Annotated in this window: 14 protein-coding genes; 12 read left to right on the top strand and 2 right to left on the bottom strand. The window is 40.3% G+C overall.

The genetic code is table 11. The features are described from left to right. Window positions 1-125: 125 nt before the first annotated feature. A complete protein-coding gene (gene thiD, locus PT287_RS02340) occupies window positions 126-941 on the bottom strand; it encodes a bifunctional hydroxymethylpyrimidine kinase/phosphomethylpyrimidine kinase (protein WP_277132463.1) in 816 nt (271 codons plus the stop codon). Between the two features lie 135 nt (window positions 942-1,076). Here thiD and glpK point away from each other — a divergent pair, with 135 nt between their 5' ends. The 12 genes from glpK to PT287_RS02280 all read left to right on the top strand — a co-directional run bounded on the left by glpK (window position 1,077) and on the right by PT287_RS02280 (window position 16,228). Beyond that, complete coding sequence (gene glpK, locus PT287_RS02335) at window positions 1,077-2,579, top strand: glycerol kinase GlpK (RefSeq protein ID WP_277132267.1); 1,503 nt, start codon at window positions 1,077-1,079, stop codon at window positions 2,577-2,579. Window positions 2,580-2,612: 33 nt separating this feature from the next. Next, the gene (locus PT287_RS02330) at window positions 2,613-3,386 is read left to right on the top strand and encodes a tyrosine-protein phosphatase (protein WP_277132265.1); all 774 of its coding nucleotides are present in this window, start codon (window positions 2,613-2,615) and stop codon (window positions 3,384-3,386) included. Between the two features lie 9 nt (window positions 3,387-3,395). After that, complete coding sequence (locus tag PT287_RS02325; protein ID WP_277132263.1) at window positions 3,396-4,346, top strand: LacI family DNA-binding transcriptional regulator; 951 nt, start codon at window positions 3,396-3,398, stop codon at window positions 4,344-4,346. Between the two features lie 120 nt (window positions 4,347-4,466). Beyond that, window positions 4,467-6,158 carry an alpha-glucosidase gene (locus PT287_RS02320; RefSeq protein WP_277132261.1) on the top strand — a complete coding sequence of 564 codons (1,692 nt, stop codon included), beginning with the start codon at window positions 4,467-4,469 and terminating at the stop codon, window positions 6,156-6,158. Continuing rightward, window positions 6,133-7,854, top strand: a complete 1,722-nt coding sequence (locus PT287_RS02315; RefSeq protein WP_277132260.1) for a glycoside hydrolase family 13 protein — start codon at window positions 6,133-6,135, stop codon at window positions 7,852-7,854. The genes PT287_RS02320 and PT287_RS02315 overlap by 26 nt, the downstream gene beginning before the upstream one ends. Before the next feature lie 152 nt (window positions 7,855-8,006). Further along, a complete protein-coding gene (locus PT287_RS02310; RefSeq protein ID WP_277132258.1) occupies window positions 8,007-10,280 on the top strand; it encodes a glycoside hydrolase family 65 protein in 2,274 nt (757 codons plus the stop codon). Continuing rightward, window positions 10,265-10,942, top strand: a complete 678-nt coding sequence (gene pgmB, locus PT287_RS02305; protein ID WP_277132256.1) for a beta-phosphoglucomutase — start codon at window positions 10,265-10,267, stop codon at window positions 10,940-10,942. Before PT287_RS02310 ends, pgmB begins: the two co-directional genes overlap by 16 nt. Before the next feature lie 4 nt (window positions 10,943-10,946). Then, a complete protein-coding gene (gene ugpC, locus PT287_RS02300; RefSeq protein WP_277132254.1) occupies window positions 10,947-12,053 on the top strand; it encodes a sn-glycerol-3-phosphate ABC transporter ATP-binding protein UgpC in 1,107 nt (368 codons plus the stop codon). Window positions 12,054-12,124: 71 nt separating this feature from the next. Then, window positions 12,125-13,345, top strand: coding sequence for an extracellular solute-binding protein (locus PT287_RS02295; RefSeq protein ID WP_277132252.1), 1,221 nt, complete (start codon window positions 12,125-12,127; stop codon window positions 13,343-13,345). Between the two features lie 67 nt (window positions 13,346-13,412). Next, window positions 13,413-14,771: a sugar ABC transporter permease gene (locus PT287_RS02290; protein WP_277132250.1), complete on the top strand. Its 1,359-nt coding sequence runs from the start codon at window positions 13,413-13,415 to the stop codon at window positions 14,769-14,771. Window positions 14,772-14,773: 2 nt separating this feature from the next. Then, window positions 14,774-15,631 (top strand): sugar ABC transporter permease, encoded by an 858-nt coding sequence (locus PT287_RS02285; protein WP_277132462.1) that lies wholly within the window; start codon window positions 14,774-14,776, stop codon window positions 15,629-15,631. Window positions 15,632-15,727: 96 nt separating this feature from the next. Further along, a complete protein-coding gene (locus tag PT287_RS02280; RefSeq protein WP_277132249.1) occupies window positions 15,728-16,228 on the top strand; it encodes an O-acetyl-ADP-ribose deacetylase in 501 nt (166 codons plus the stop codon). 34 nt (window positions 16,229-16,262) lie between these two features. Here PT287_RS02280 and PT287_RS02275 read toward each other — a convergent pair whose 3' ends face one another. Beyond that, on the bottom strand, window positions 16,263-17,879 hold the full coding sequence (locus PT287_RS02275) for an alpha-glucosidase (RefSeq protein ID WP_277132248.1): 1,617 nt from the start codon (window positions 17,877-17,879) through the stop codon (window positions 16,263-16,265). Between the last annotated feature and the right edge of the window lie 2 nt (window positions 17,880-17,881).

Here is a 17,881-nt window from a genome sequence, read left to right as displayed (position 1 = left end):
CTCTCGACGTAGAGCCGTCTTCAAAGGACGGTGGCTACTGAACAGTGTTTTTAACAACACGCCCTGTAACTGCTAAGTTATAAGTCAGGGCGTTTTTGTTTGCAGTTATTTCTTTTAATAAATAATTACTTCGTATCTTGCTGTGCCGCAAAATGATTGATTGGTCCATATTTGGAACCAACAGCGATTGGATGAGCAATCGCTTCATAAGTAAAGTCTTTAGCAATTTTAACACTATCGATGACAGACTTACCTTTGGCTAGCTCTGCTGCAATGACAGCAGATAAAGTATCACCAGTACCGTTGATTCGGTTAGTATCAATAAAAGGCTTGGTGAACTCATAAAATTTGCCATCAGCAGTTAATAGAATATCAGTAACTGCTTTTTGAGTATTATTGTCATGGCGACCCTTCATTAGGACATTTTTAGCGCCCATTTGTTGTAATTTGCGTGCACCTTGCTTAATTTCATCTATATTATTAAGGTCAAGGCCGGTTAACTTTTGTTGCTCATAGAAATTGGGTGTAATGATGTCGGCCATTGGTAATAATTCATCTAAAAAAGCTTGGTATGCATCATCATCAAGTAGAGTATTGCCATGCTTAGTCATGATAACGGGATCAAGGACAATCTTCCCCATGTCGTATTTGCGCAAATTAGCGGCAACGCAGCTGATGACTTCCTTATTAGCCAGCATCCCAGTCTTTAATGCATCAATCTTAAAATCTTCATTCAAAACCGTGAACTGCTTTTGAATGAATGTAAGTGGCATAACTTCCTGTGCGTAAATACCGGTAGTATTGCCAGCAACTGCGGCAGTTAATAGTCCCATGCCATACACACCGCGGGCATAAAATGAGTGCAAGTCAGCTGTCATCCCAGCGCTACCATCACTGTCGTTGCCTGCGATTGTTAACGCAATAATTTCTTTCTTCAATATACTACCTTCTTTTAGTTAAAGCTTTACTTCATAGTATAACTTAAAACGGTACCAATGATATAATTATTTCTTGTAAAACCGCAGCTAGATAAGTAAAATTATATTAAAACCGCTTTCTTGAGAAAGGAATTGATTATGTCAAAAAAGTACGTTATGGCAATTGATGAGGGGACGACTTCAACCAGAGCGATGATTATTGATCATCAAGGTAAGAAAATTGCGTCTTCACAAAAGGAATTTCCGCAGTATTTCCCTCAACCAGGTTGGGTTGAGCACAAGGCCGAAGAAATTTGGCATGCTGTGCAAACAACGATTGCCAATGCAATTATTAATTCGGGATTACGACCAGAACAAATTGCTGGTATCGGAATTACTAATCAAAGAGAAACAACTGTTATTTGGGATAAAAAGACGGGGAAACCGATTTATAATGCGATTGTGTGGCAATCACGTCAGACGACGGATTTAGCTGAAAAGCTAAAAAAAGATGGTTACAGTGAGATGATCCATAAAAAAACGGGGCTGATTATTGACCCGTACTTTAGTGCAACCAAAATTCGCTGGATTTTGGATCATGTTGAGGGTGCTCAGGAAAAAGCCGAAAATGGCGACTTGTTGTTTGGCACGATTGACACATGGTTATTATGGAAGCTAACTGATGGCGAAGTGCACGTAACGGATTACACCAACGCTTCGAGAACTATGCTCTTTAACATCCATGACTTGAAGTGGGATGACGACATTCTTAAGCTGCTAAATATTCCTAAAAAGATGCTGCCAGAAGTTAAGTCAAATTCAGAAATTTATGGTTACACCAAGTCTTACACCTTCTTTGGTGGTAAAGTGCCAATTTGTGGGATGGTTGGTGACCAACAAGCAGCACTTGTAGGCCAACTTGCTCTGAAAAAGGGAATGGTTAAGAACACCTATGGTACAGGTTCATTTATTGTGATGAATACTGGTGAGGAGCCCACAGAGTCTGATAACAACTTACTGACCACGATCGCTTATGGCATTAATGGCAAGATTTCTTATGCACTTGAAGGCTCAGTCTTTGTTTCCGGGAGTGCTGTGCAGTGGTTGCGCGATTCGATGAAGATGATTAAGACGGCGGAAGAATCGGAGAAAGCAGCACAAGCATCTAAGTCTGAAAATGAAGTCTATGTTGTACCGGCATTTACCGGTTTGGGTGCACCATATTGGGATTCTGAAGCACGGGGTTCAGTCTTTGGTATTACACGTGGAACAAGTAAGAATGACTTTATTAAGGCAACGCTGCAGTCGCTTGCTTACCAAACACGGGATGTTGTGGATACAATGCAGCTTGATTCCGGCATTAAGATTCCGACTTTGCGTGTCGATGGTGGCGCCTCAAATAATGATTATCTTTTGCAATTCCAAGCTGATATTTTAGGAACTAAAATTGACCGCTCTAAGACATTGGAGACAACGTCAATGGGAGCCGCATTTTTAGCAGGATTAGCGGTTGGCTACTGGAAAGACGTCGATGAACTGAAGAATATTTTTGTAGTTGGTAAGACTTTCGACGCTCAAATGTCTGAAGAAGAACGTGACCGTTTGTACGCTGGTTGGAAGCGCGCAGTTAAGGCAACCCAAGTTTATGCCCATGGCGAATAACAAGTTGGCCTAAGTGAAAAGAAGTGAAAATTAATGGCACACGAACGAATTGTAGCTCTTGATGGCCCACTTAATTTTAGGGATGTTGGCGGTTATCAAACTGAAAATGGTCAAACAGTTAAATGGAATAAAATTTATCGCTCGGATTCACTGAGTTCACTTACGCCGCACGACCAGCAAAAACTAGCTGCGATGCACGTGACCGTTGATTGTGATTTGCGTTCGGCCTATGAAAAAGAGTCTTCCCCTGATAAGTCATGGCCTAAACGAGAATTTATTGATGTTCCCGTTTATTCTGAAGATATTGCGGATCAGCAAAATGACCATAAGGTATACCGCTTTTTGCATCATATTCCAGATATGAAGGATAATTTTATCGGACGAATATACCAGCAGACCCTTCTTAGCCCGCATAGTCAGGATATTTTTGCCCGCATCTTTGCGCAATTACTGGAATTGCCACAGGATGAAGCACTTGTCTATCATTGCAGTGCAGGTAAAGACAGGACCGGCATAGTGTCCGCCTTGATTTTAATGGCTTTAGGCGTCGATGATGATACAATTGCTCGCGATTATTTATTAACCAATGAACTATATGACTTTGCCATCTCTAAGCAATTGCCAAGTAATGATGATATTTCGCAAATGGTTGCGAAGATGAACGTTACTAAGGGTGAGGGCATTGCAATTCGCGGCATTACAGAAACCATCCGCGGCGGCTGGGGCGACTTTGCTAGCTTCTTCAAAAAACAGTTGGGCTTTACTGCAGATGACCTACCTCAATTAAGGCAGATGTATTTAGAATAGAGGCAGATAATGGTAACTTTACTTGATGTCGCTAAAAAAGCTAATGTATCAAAAATGACAGTTTCGCGGGTGATTAACCATCCCGAGCAAGTAACAGCAGAATTGCGTAAGTTGGTGGATGATGCAATGGCAGAACTAGACTATCATCCGAATTACGTTGCCCAGGCGTTAGTTAATAATCGAACAAATGTGGTCAAATTTGTTACGTTAGAAGATATTGATACAACTGAGCCATATTATATGAATTTATTATTTGGCATTGCTCGCGGTCTGTCTAAGAAGCAGTATGCAATTCAGCTGGTAACTGATCGTAAGCAAATTAAGGATGGTAATTTTGATGGCTACTTGATTACAGGTGCTCGTTCGCATGATTATGCCTTGTTTGACAGCTTGCAAAAGCCGTTTATTCTCTTTGGTGAGAATCATCGCGGCTATGATTTTGTTGACAATAATAATCAACTTGGCGGCAAAATTGCGACCGAATATGCATTATCGCGCTTATATAGTCATATCGTGTTTATTGGTATCGACGTACAGGAGCCTTTTGAATATTCACGAGAAACTGGTTATATCAATACATTACAAAGAAACAAGCTAATCCCACAAATCTTTCGGATTGCTAACCATAGTCACGCGGCCCAAAAAGTTATTCAGGATAATTTTCAGCAGTTCAAAAAGGATACTTGCTTTATTTGTGCTAGTGACCGGATTGCAACAGGAGTTGTCCGGCAATTGTTGAACGAAAAGGCACGTGTACCTGATGATTTTGGTGTAATCGGCTATGATGGTGTCTTTTTGGATCAAGTTTCTAACTTGAAGCTGACAACAATTAAACAACCGATTTTTGAAATGGGCGAGTTGCTTGCCAAGATGCTGCTGCAAAAGATTATGCAGCAGGGCTCACCACAAGGTGAGGCAATGCTTGAGCCAACTTTAGTAAGGCGAGAATCAACGAGATAATAATACTGGTGTAAACAGCACCAGTATTTTTTTGAGCAAAATTTTGGTAACGGTAACAATAATTATTTTATTGAAACCGATTTCTATTATTCGTTAAACTAGAGCTTGGAGGAGATTACTATGAAGCATTGGTATGAACATGCAATAATTTATCAAATATACCCCAAGTCTTTTCAGGATAGTAATGGTGATGGTATTGGCGACTTGAATGGGATTAAAAAGCGCATTCCTTATTTGCAAAAGTTGGGAATTAATGCGGTTTGGCTTAATCCGGTTTTTGTTTCGCCACAAGTTGATAATGGCTATGATGTTACTGATTATTTGGCAATTGACCCGCAAATGGGAACAATGGCCGAAATGACGGACTTAATAGCGGCCTTTCATCAGGCTGGAATCCATGTAATTATGGATTTTGTCCTAAATCATACATCTGACCAAAATTACTGGTTCCAACAAGCAATTAAGCATCCTGATAGTTCATATCGTGATTATTATATTTTTGCTGGAAAAAACAATGAGCGACCGAATAATTGGGGGAGCTTTTTTGGCGGCAGTGTGTGGGAACCAGACCCAGCGCAAACCGGTGAGTCATACTTTCATTTGTTTGATAAGCACATGCCAGACCTTAATTGGCGGAATCCGCAAGTTCGCAAGGAAATGCTTAAGATTGCGGAGTATTGGCTTGATAAGGGGATAGATGGGCTGCGATTAGACGCGTTTATCCATATTGCCAAGGCTGATTTGAACCAGGATTTTCCGTTAGACAGCTCTGAGGACGACACAGTAGTAGCAGAACCGTTTTTTGCCAATTTACCACAAGTCCAAGAATGGCTGCACCCATTTTGCCAGCAAATCAAGCATGACTATCCAGAAACCTTGCTCTTGGGTGAGGCAGCCAGTGCTAATGTCAATTTGGCGGTTGATTATACGGCTAAAAATCGGCAACTGATGGATAACGTAATTACTTTTCGCTACTTTACAGATGATGAAAGTCAGCTTGATCCGAATTTGCCAGCGCAATATCAGCCTAAACCGCTTGATTGGCTGAATTTTAAACAGACGCAGGCAGTGTGGCAGCAGACTCTAGTGGATATTGCCCAGCCAATTCTTTATTGGAATAATCATGATATGCCGCGTGTCGCTACGCGAATTGCTAAAACACCAACTCAAGTTTGCAGCCTGGCAATGCTGATGTACTTAGAGCGCGGTATTCCAATAATTTATTATGGTGAAGAATTAGGCCTTAAGAATTACGAATTTACTACTTCTTCGGCGTTTGCCGATGATTCGGTTAATGAATTTATCAAGCAAGCTGAACAAGCGGGTAAAAGTGAAGAAGAGGCCTTAGCGTTAGTCAGTCAAACGCATAAGATGCCGGCACGCTGTCCAATGCCGTGGACTGACGAAAAGTTCGGTGGCTTTTCAACAGTTAAGCCGTGGCTCACGGGCAAAAAGTTGGATCATGCTAGTGTCAGTGGAGAAATTACTGATCCCAATAGTACGTTTAACTTTTATCGCTGGCTGATTGCGTTGAAAAAGACGCCACTATTCCAAGATGGAAACTTTAATCTTTATTCCACTGGTCAAGATAGTTATGTATACCAACGCAAATTGAAGAATGAACAGGCGATTGTGGCCGTTTCATTGAGTAGTGAAAAAATCAAAATTACTTTGCCAGAGGGTAATTACGAGGAAAAATTAGTCGCTGGACAATACCACCTGACAGGTAGCGAGCTTTTATTAATGCCATATTCAGGTGTTGTCTTAAGTAATAATGGAGGAAAAAATGCAATTAGCAGCTTTAAAGCATAGAACAGAAAGTGAAGATTGTTTTGTAATTAGTCCACACCATGTACGTGTGAGATTTCATAGTGCTAAGGATGATGTTAAACAAGTCATTGTGCACTACACAGATAATTATTTAGATACGAAGACCGATCAGACAATCGCAATGACTAAGATAGGTCAAGGGCAAGTTAGCGATCACTGGGGTGCAACTTTGACAGCACCATATCGCCGTTTGAAATATACGTTTGAAGTAATTGGTCAAGACGGTGAACACAAGATTGTTGGTGATCGGGGAATTAGCACTTATAATGAGCAAAATTTGCTTGCAGATAGCAGCTACTTCAAGTTGCCTTATTTGCATAAAATTGACATGGATGTAACACCTGATTGGGTTAAAGATACAGTTTGGTATCAGATTTTTCCGGAACGATTTGCTAATGGCGATAAGAGTAACGATCCGCAGGGGACTAAACCGTGGAATCCTAGTGATCATCCTGATCGTGATGATTATTACGGCGGCGACCTGCAAGGAATTTTAGATAAGTTAGATTATTTACAAAAATTGGGTATAAATGGTCTTTACTTGTGCCCCGTATTTAAGGCAAGTTCGAATCATAAGTATGACACGATTGACTACTTGCAGATTGACCCTGACTTTGGCGATAAGGATTTGTTTGCCAAAGTAGTTAATGAAGCTCATCGCCGGGGAATAAGGGTGATGCTTGATGCAGTCTTTAATCACTTGGGAAGTCGATCAATGCAGTGGCAGGATGTTGTTGAAAAGGGCACTAAGTCACGATATGCAGATTGGTTTCATATTAATCATTTTCCGGTTAGTCCTTATCAAAATCCGGCTAAGGGTGAGGGTGAGCCAAATTATGATACCTTTGCCTTTGAGGAACATATGCCAAAACTCAACACGGCCAATCCGGAAGTTCAGGATTTCTTGTTAGAGATTGCAACTTACTGGGTTAAGTACTTTGATATTGATGCTTGGCGGCTAGATGTTGCTAATGAGGTCGACCACCATTTTTGGCGAAGATTCCATGATGCAGTAACAGCGATTAAACCCGATTTTTATATTGTTGGTGAAATTTGGCATAATGCGCGGCCGTGGCTGAATGGGGATGAATTTTCCGGTGTGATGAATTATCCATATACACTGCAAATAGAGGATCACTTCTTTAAGCATAATAAGTCCGCCATTGAATTAACGCAGGCATTAACAGACCAATTGATGATGTATCGCGACAATAATAATCGAGCAATGCTTAATATGCTTGATTCTCATGATACGGCGCGGTTATTTACAGTTGCAGAAGATGATCAACAGTTGGGGATGCAGGCATTGACATTTATGTTTATGCAGCCTGGCAGTCCATGTATCTATTATGGTACTGAAATGGGAATGACTGGCGGTGAGGATCCTGATTGTCGTAAGCCAATGGATTGGCAACAAGCTGATTCGCCGATTTGGCAACAGGTTCATGCGTTAATTAAGTTCCGGTTGCAGCACAAACTTGTCTTAAGTAGCGGCCAGACTTCCTTGACAGTAACAAAGGACGGCTTAATCAAGGTAACACGGACTGGTAATGAGCAACTCACAGCCTATTTCAATACAACGGATCGGGCGGTAGCACTCACAGCTTCAGCAGCTTTAAGTCAAAATTATGTTAACGGCACACTTGCACCAAAGGGCTTTATTATTACAGTTAAATAGTTAATAAAAGAGATGATCAAAATAGAAGGTCATCTTTTTTTAGTAGTTATTTTGATACCGGTAACAGCATTTTTTGCATTGTCAATACTAATTATTTCAGTAATAATGAAAGCGTAAACAAAAAATACCTCACAAAAGAGGGAGCGAATTTAATGAAACGAATTTTTGAGGTTAATCCATGGCAAGTTGCTACGACAGACTTTTCTCTGGCCGATAAACGACTACAGGAAAGCATCACAGCAATTGGCAATGATTATATGGGGGTACGTGGCAACTTTGAGGAAGGATACTCTGGCGATAGTCTGCAGGGCAGTTACTTAGCTGGGGTATGGTTCCCTGATAAAACGCGAGTTGGCTGGTGGAAGAACGGCTACCCAAAGTATTTTGGTAAAAGTATCAATGCTCCGAGCTTTCTGGGGATTGGCATTACGATTAACGGCGAGCAGCTGGACTTAGCTAAGAATAAGTTTAGTGATTTTCACTTAGCACTTGATATGCATCAGGGATTGCTATCACGTAGTTTTATCTATGAAGGACAAAACGTTAAAGTAAAATTTGAGTTTGAACGTTTTTTACATATTAGTTTAAAAGAGGCGGCTTTGATTAGAGTTAAGGCGACGGTTTTAGAAGGCACAGCACAAATTGCGTTTAATTCGACCTTAGATGGAACCGTTGTTAATGAAGATAGTAATTATGATGAGCAGTTTTGGCTTGCGATTAGCGAGAGTCAGGCTGATCGCACAATCCAAGTTAAGACCAAGCCGAATCCTTATCAAGTTCCTCAATTTACGGTTCTATTGAAGGCAAGTTTAAGACACGCTGATCAACTAGTAACAGGGGAAGTGACAACCTCTACTGCACAATTAAGCGAATGTGTAACCGTCAATTTGCAGGCAGGTGAAAGTTACGACTTAGAAAAGGACGTTATCGTTGTTACTAGTCGTGATGTTGAACCTGAAATGCAGGCTCAGCGAGCTGACGAGTTAATGAAGCAGCTGCAATCTAAAACATTTACGCAAAATCTGGCAGAGCATACAGCTGTCTGGCAAAAACGCTGGGCTAAAAGTGATGTAGTTATTGCTGGTGACGACGCTGCCCAACAGGGAATTAGATTTAATATTTTACAGCTCTTCATGACTTACTATGGTGAGGATAAGAGATTAAATGTCGGACCTAAGGGTTTCACTGGTGAAAAATACGGCGGTGCAACTTATTGGGACACAGAAGCCTTTATCTTCCCAATGTATCTCTGCGTGGCGCAACCCAACGTGACGCGGGCATTGTTACAGTATCGGCATGACCAGTTGCCAGGTGCATATCATAATGCTCAAGAGCAGGGCCTAAATGGCGCACTCTTTCCAATGGTTACTTTTAACGGAATTGAATGCCACAATGAGTGGGAAATTACGTTTGAGGAAATCCACCGCAACAGTGATATTCCGTTTGCGATTTATCAGTACACCAAGTATACCGGCGATGAGGCTTACGTTAAGAACGCGGGCATGGATGTCTTAGTTGGGACAGCTCGCTTTTGGGCTGATCGAGTTCACTATTCTAAGTGGCGCAAGAAGTATGTCATGCATGGTGTTACTGGTCCTAATGAATATGAAAACAATGTTAACAATAATTGGTTTACCAGCACAATGGCACGGTGGTTGTTGCAATACACACTTGAGCGCTTACCGTTAGCTGATTCAGAAGCTCAAGAAAGGCTCAATGTAACCGAAAAAGAAAAGCACAAGTGGCAGGACATAGTTGATAATATCTATTTACCTGAAGATAAGGAACGCGGCATTTTCTTGCAGCAGGATGACTTCTTAGACAAAGACATCAGGCCAGCTACGGAAATTCCAACTACGCAGCGACCAATTAATCAACATTGGTCTTGGGATAAGATTTTGCGCTCGCCATTTATCAAGCAAGCTGACGTTCTGCAAGGAATTTACTTTTTAAATGACCGCTATACTAAAGAACAAAAAGAACGGAACTTTGACTTCTATGAGCCATTAACAGTTCATGAAAGTTCACTTTCAGCTTGTGTGCATTCGATTTTGGCAGCTGAATTAGGTAAAAAACAGCAGTCAGTTGAGTTTTACGAGCGTACGGCGCGACTGGACCTTGATAATTACAATAATGATACAGATGATGGGCTGCACATTACGTCAATGAGTGGCTCATGGCTAGCAATTGTTCAGGGGTTTGCCGGGATGCGCTACGATCATGACCAATTAAAATTTAATCCTTTTGTACCTAACAATTGGAATGGTTATAGTTTTATAATTAATTATCGAAACTGCTTAATAAAAGTTCAGGTTAATCATGATGAAACCAAACTGACTTTGCTTCAGGGTGAAGACTTAACAGTTTTAGTTAGTGGACATAAAGTTGAATTAAAAGAGGGTGAAGCTAAGTGCTTAAAGGACTAATTTTTGATTTAGATGGTGTGTTAACAGATTCTGCCAAGTTTCACTTAGCAGCTTGGAATAATTTAGCGCAAGAATTGGGGATTAATCTTACTTCAGCACAGCTGGATTCGCTGCGGGGAATTTCGCGAATGGATTCACTTAATTTGATTTTGCATTACGGTAATCAAGAAGATAAGTACACTTCTGAGCAAAAAGACAAGTTCGCTGAACAAAAGAACGAAAAGTTTTTACAGCAAGTGCAAACAATGACGCCGCAAGATATTTTGCCAGGAATTTCCGATTTATTAAGGGATGCCCAGGATGCAGGATTAAAAATGTGTATTGCCTCGGCTTCTAAGAATGCCCCTAAAATTCTGAATAAGTTAGGGATTGCGGACCAGTTCGATGACATTGTTGATCCGGCAACGTTACATCGCGGTAAGCCTGATCCTGAAATTTACGTCAAGGCACAAGAACTTTTGGGACTTGCAACAGATGAAGTAATCAGTTTTGAGGATGCTGCAGCGGGTGTAGAAGCGATTAAGGCAGCAGGTCAATTTGCTGTTGGCATTGGTAATCGGCAGCTACTGAAGCAAGCTGATTATATCGTGACAACCACAAAAGAATTGAAGTTGGATGAAATAATGGCCGTTTTTGCTAAAGGGCCAGAAGAAAGTAGGTAAAAGAATGGTTGAAGTTGATTTAAACCATATGTACAAAAAATATGAGGGTAATGATCAATATTCTGTTAATGATTTTGATTTACACATTAAAGATAAAGAATTTATCGTTTTTGTTGGCCCATCAGGGTGTGGTAAATCGACTACTTTGAGAATGATTGCTGGGCTAGAAGACATTAGCAAGGGAACGATGGAAGTTGATCATCAGGTAATGAATGATGTTGCTCCCAAAGACCGGCATATTGCGATGGTTTTCCAAAACTACGCGTTGTATCCCCACATGTCAATCTATGACAACATGGCCTTTGGCCTTAAATTACGTCATTATAAAAAATCCGAGATTGATCAACGAGTTCACCATGCTTCAGAAATCTTGAACTTGCAGGAATACTTGGATAAGAAGCCTGCAGAACTATCTGGTGGTCAACGACAAAGAGTGGCATTAGGAAGAGCGATTGTGCGTGATGCACCGATTTTCTTAATGGATGAGCCTTTATCTAACTTGGATGCTAAATTGCGGGTGTCGATGCGGGCAGAAATTGCTAAACTGCACCAAGATTTAGGTACAACAACAATCTATGTTACTCACGATCAAACAGAAGCCATGACATTGGCAGATCGCGTAGTTGTAATGTCGGTTGGTAAAATCGAACAAATTGGGACGCCGCAGGAAGTTTATAATCACCCAATTAACCAGTTTGTTGCCGGCTTTATCGGCTCCCCACAAATGAACTTCTTTAATGTTCATTATCATGATGGCTGGATTTCGGATGGCAAGGGCTTAAAGATTGCCGTTCCGGAAGGTAAGGCAAAATTGCTTGAAGAAAATGGCTATAACGACCGTGATGTTGTTTTCGGTATTCGGCCAGAAGATATTCATGCGGAACAGGCATTCTTGGAAACATGGCCAGATTCAGCAGTTGATTCAACAGTAGTTGTTTCAGAATTGCTCGGGGCCACAATTCAGTTATACCAAAAGGTAGATGAAACTGAATTTGTAGCTAACATTAATGCTCGTGACCTTTACCAACCAGGTGAAAAAGTCAGAATGGGCTTTGATGTTAATAAGGCGCACTTCTTTGATAAGAATACGACCTTGGCAATTGTTAATTAAGTTAATCAATCAATGATTTGGTAATCATTGGCTTTAAAAAACATGTTATTTTTATTTAGGAGGTAACTAACATGAAAATTTGGAAGAAAGTTGCTTTAAGTAGTACAGCTATTTTGGCTGCAATGACACTAGCTGCATGTTCTAATGGCGGCTCAAGTTCATCAAGTAGTAAGGGAAGCGACAGCGGTAATTTAACCTTGTGGGTTGACACTAACCAGGTGCCATATTATAAGCAAATCGTTAAAGACTTTACCAAAGAACATAAGGATATTAAGGTTCGTGTAACCCAAAGTCCAACAGGTTCAGCTAATGCGAAAACTGACGTTGGTAAGGACCCATCAAAAGCTGCTGATGTTTTTGAAGCACCAAACGATCACTTAGGCCAAATGGCTGATTCAGGTTACATTAACCCACTATCACCAACTGACACTAAGAATATTAAGGCTAATTATGTAGCTTCTGCTGTTAAGGGTGTAACTTGGAAGGGCAAGGTTTATGCATATCCATACGCTCAACAGGCACAAACGATTTACTATAATAAATCTAAGTTCTCACCTAGTGATGTTAAGAACTGGAAGACATTGACTTCTAAAGGTGTAGTTGCAACCGACTTTACAAATGCTTATGTTATGTGGCCAGTATTCTTCTCAGCAGGAACTAAGTTGTATGGTGACAATGGTGAAGATGTAAAGGGCTCAACTTATAATTCACAAAATGGTGTTAATGCTTTGAAATGGTTTGCTGAGCAAAGAAACAACAAGGGTGTAATGCAAACTTCAAATGCGTTAAACCAATTGAAGAAGGGTAATGCTCAAGCAATTCTTGATGGACCATGGAACGCAGCTAACATTAAGAAGATTTTAGGTAAGAACTTTGGCGTTGCTAAATATCCAATGATTAATGTTGGTGGCAAAGATGTTCAAATGGAAGCATTCTTAGGTATTGAAGGCTTCGCTGTTAATGCACATACTAAGTATCCAAAGGCAGCTGCTGAACTTGCAGCATTCATTACTAATAAGAAGGCCCAGTTAATTACACATAAGGCAGCTGGTCAAATCCCAGTTCTCAAGAGTGCAATTACAGCTCCAGAAGTTAAGAGCGACCCTGTAGCTACAGCTGTTATTGAAATGTCACAACCAAATAATTCAGTCTTAATGCCAAAATTACCACAAATGGCAGAATTCTGGAATGGTGTTCCACCACTAATCAATGGTGCATACGACGGTAAAGTTAAGCCTGCACAATACAAGACACAACTTGCTAAATTGGAAAAGACTTCAGAAAAGAAATAGTTAATCTTGTAAGTGAAAAGGTTGGGATTGATGTCCAACCTTTTCTTACTTAAAAAGAGGGGAAATTATGTTTAGAAAGAAAAAGCATGCAGCTCCTGCAGCAACTTTTCATGAAGTTTGGTCTAAAGGCAGTGTTGCCACAAAATTATCGTTCTTTATTATGGGTAGTAATGCCTTAGAAAATAAGCAATGGATTAAAGGTCTTTCAATGCTAATTGCCGAAGTTGCCTTTATTGTCTGGCTGGTTTTCGGTGGTATTTCAGCAATGGCAATGATGACGAACTTGGGCCCTAATAAGACTAAAAAAGTTGTCTTTGATAAAGCCCAGGGAGTCTATATTACTAAGCAACCATCAAATTCTGTTTTGATTTTGTTGTTTGGCCTGCTAGCCTTGATTGTCTGTATGGGGATGATTTACCTATATATTGTTAATCTAAGGTCAACGAGAAAAAATTACGCCCTTAAGCGTGATGGTCAACATATTATGACCAACAAAGAAGAATTAGCTAACCTGTTTGATGCTCGTCTGCATGATACTTTGATGGCTTTTCCAATTGTGGGAATTTTAAGCTTTACAATTTTGCCAACAATTTTCATGATTTCAATGGCTTTCACGAATTATGATCGTCAACATCCGATTGCTTTTTCTTGGACTGGTTTCCAAGCATTCGGCAATGTTATCAGCGGTGACTTGTCTGGAACATTTTTTCCAGTATTAGGTTGGACATTAGTTTGGGCAGTAGCAGCTACTGTAACTACCTTTTTCTTTGGTGTTTTATTAGCTTTGTTAATTGAATCTAAAGGGATTAAATTTAAAGGAGTTTGGCGAACAATTTTTGTAATTGTTTGGGCTGTACCATCATTTGTTTCATTATTAATGGTTGCGCAATTTTTAGATTACCAGGGTGCATTTAACAGTATTTTGATGAATATTGGGTTGATTGCGCATCCGATTCACTTTATTGATAATCAGGCAACGCCATTAGTAGCTAGAATAACAGTTATTGTGGTTAACATGTGGATTGGTATTCCCGTATCAATGCTCATTTCAACTGCAATTATTCAGAACCTGCCAACTGATCAAATTGAAGCTGCCAAGATTGACGGTGCGAATGCAATTCAGGTCTTCAAGTCAATTACATTTCCACAAATTTTGTTTGTGATGGCACCATCATTAATCCAACAGTTCATTGGTAACATCAACAACTTTAACGTTATTTTCTTGTTAACTGGTGGTGCGCCAATGAATAATAGTTACAATGGTGCTGGATCAACTGACTTGCTGGTTACTTGGCTTTACAATTTGACCTTTGGTCAAGAGCAAAAGTACAACGCATCTGCAGTCTTAGGTATCTTAATCTTTATTATTAGTGCAGTCTTCTCATTGATTGCGTATCGTCATACTAATGCTTACAAGGAGGGCTAATGATGAAATCTTATCAAAATCAAAGACGCCTTTCGCTAATTTTCCGTTATTTACTATTAACAATTTTAGCTGTTGTGTGGATTTTGCCGATTGTTTGGATTATTTTGGCCAGCTTTTCATACAATAATACCGGATTTGTTTCAACTTTTTGGCCAGAGCAATTTACATTACAGAATTATATTGGCATTTTTAATAATCCTCAATATCCGCTGGTTAATTGGATTATTAATACGTTAATTATTTCCATTTTTTCAATGATTATTTCCACGTTTTTAACAATTTCTGTAGCTTTCGTTTTGTCACGTCTACGCTTTTCATTTAGAAAGCCATTCATGCAGATTGCTTTGGTATTAGGGATGTTCCCAGGCTTCATGTCAATGATTGCTCTCTACTATATTTTGAAGGGCTTGAACATGTTAAACTTGGGCGGCTTGCTGCTAGTTTATGTCGGTGGTGCCGGCTTGGGCTTCTATGTTGCTAAAGGCTTCTTTGATACCGTACCGTTTTCGATTGATGAGGCTGCGGAAATTGATGGTGCAACCAAATTGCAAATTTTTACGCATATTGATTTGCCATTGGCTAAACCGATGATTGTTTATACAGCACTGACCGCTTTTATCGGTCCGTGGACTGACTTCATTTTCTCAGGTATTATCTTATCAACCTCAGGTAATGCGAAGAATTACACTATTGCTTATGGTTTGTACAATATGGTACATAATTCTAAGGGTAATGCCACAGCATACTTTGCGGAATTTGTGGCAGGATGTGTAATTATTGCAATTCCGATTACAATTTTATTTATCTTCATGCAAAAGTTCTACGTCAACGGGATTACCGCTGGTGCAGAAAAAGGATAAATATCTATTTATTAAAAGTGCAGCTAATATGGCTGCACTTTTTTGCATGGCTAGAGTTTAAGTTGGGGTAAAATATAGAGAAAGTGGAGGTAAATAATGGCAACAATTAAAATTATTCAAGCTGACATTACAACGTTAAAAGTTGATGCAATTGTTAATGCAGCCAACAAGACTTTGCTAGGTGGGTTAGGCGTTGATGGTGCAATTCACAAGGCCGCTGGACCGGAATTACTTGAGGAATGTCGCACTTTGCATGGCTGTGAAACGGGTCAGGCAAAAATAACTAAGGGTTATCATTTACCAGCTAAATTTGTGATTCATACAGTTGGACCGATTTACTCGGGGCGGGCAAGTGATGATTCGTTTTTGCGCGCCTGCTACATTAACTGTCTAGATCTAGCTGAAGAATATCACCTGCATAGTATTGCTTTCCCAGCAATTTCGACGGGTGCTTACAGCTTTCCAGAACGGCGAGCAGCGATGATTGCTTTTAGAGCGGTTAATAGCTGGCTGCAAAAGAACGCATCATATAATATTGAAATAATAATGTGCGCATTTGATGAAAAAACGGCTGCACTGTATCAAACACAAATATAAAAAATAAGCCATGAAATCTCATGGCTTATTTTTATTACTTAACACTAACGGCAAAGGCCTCATAGGGCTGCAGCGTAATATTTTGAAGAGTTTGACGCTCAGGATAATTAGAAATTAATACTTCTTGAATTGAGTCGGCAGATGAAAACGCGATTTCTTGATCACTAAAATTGGCAACTATCAGCCAGCGCTTTTTATTTAGTTGGCGGTAGTAAGCCAAGACGTTGTCATTAGTAGTGATAGGCTCAAAGCTGCCGTTAATGACAATCTCATGTTCATGTCGCAGTTTAATTAACTTCTGATAAGTATAAAAGATTGAATTAGGGTCAGCCAAAGCCTGCTTGACGTTAATCTCGCAGTAATTAGGGTTAGTCGCAAGCCACGGTTTAGCACTAGAAAAGCCGGCATTCTCCTCATTTGACCACTGCATTGGTCTACGGGCATTGTCGCGCCCCTTGACATTAATTGCGTGAATTAATTCTTCTTTAGTGTAACCTGCCTTAAGCCGTTCATGATACATATTGACGCTCTCAAGGTCTTCGACTTCACTAATGTCTTGGATAGGACAATTAGTCATGCCGATTTCTTCGCCATTAAAAATATATGGTGTGCCATGCATCAGGTGCAGGGCGATCGCAAACATTTTAGCTGATTGCACGCGGTACTTGTTGTCATTGCCCCAGCGAGAAATAACTCGGGGAATATCGTGATTTTCCCAAAAAAGACTGTTCCAAGCATGATTATAATCAAGTTCAGTTTGCCATTTAATGAGAATTTTCTTGAGTTCACTGATGTTAAAAGGACGCAAGTCCCACTTGGACTTGCCGGCTTGCTGGTCAATCCCCTGATCTTCAAATTGAAAGACCATCGATAATTCATGTCTGTCAGGATCGGAATATTGTGTAGCGCCTTTGATGTCAGCACTCCAGGTTTCGCCGACAGTCATGACGTCGCGATGAACCAACGTGTGCTCGTGCATTTCTTGAATGTAAGTGTGTAACTTGGGGCCATTTTCACGGATTTTCTTATCTGGTTCTTTCCCAATTAGCTCAATAACATCCATGCGGAAACCGCCGATGCCCTTGTCTAACCAAAAATTCATCATGTCGTAGATTTTTTGGCGCAACTTAGGATTTTGCCAATTTAAATCGGGTTGTTGGGCCGCAAAAAAGTGAAGATAATATTGCTTAGTCTGCTGGTCATATTGCCAAGCTGATCCCGAAAAGTCCGACTTCAAATTATTAGGTTCATGATTGTCGACTGGATCACGCCAGATATAAAAATCGCGGTAAGGATTAGTCTTGTTTTTTCGTGCTTCAATGAACCACGGGTGCTTATCTGAAGTATGGTTAACAACAAGATCCATAATGATTCGAATGTTCCGCTTTTTGGCCTCCGCAATTAATTGCTCCATCTCGGCCATTGTGCCGTATTGTGGGTCGATCTTTTCGTAGTCCGCAATATCATAACCGTTGTCAACTCCCGGTGATAGGTAAATAGGAGATAGCCAGATGGCATCAATCCCTAACTTTTGTAAATAATCAAGGCGCGAGATGATTCCGCGCAGATCACCAATTCCGTCGCCATTGCTGTCTTGGAAAGATTTGGGATAAATTTGATAGATAACTGCTTTTTTCCACCACGGTGTCATAA

This window comes from Lactobacillus sp. ESL0679 (genome assembly GCF_029433515.1).
Taxonomy (GTDB): domain Bacteria; phylum Bacillota; class Bacilli; order Lactobacillales; family Lactobacillaceae; genus Lactobacillus.
This window is presented reverse-complemented; position numbering and strand designations above follow the sequence as displayed.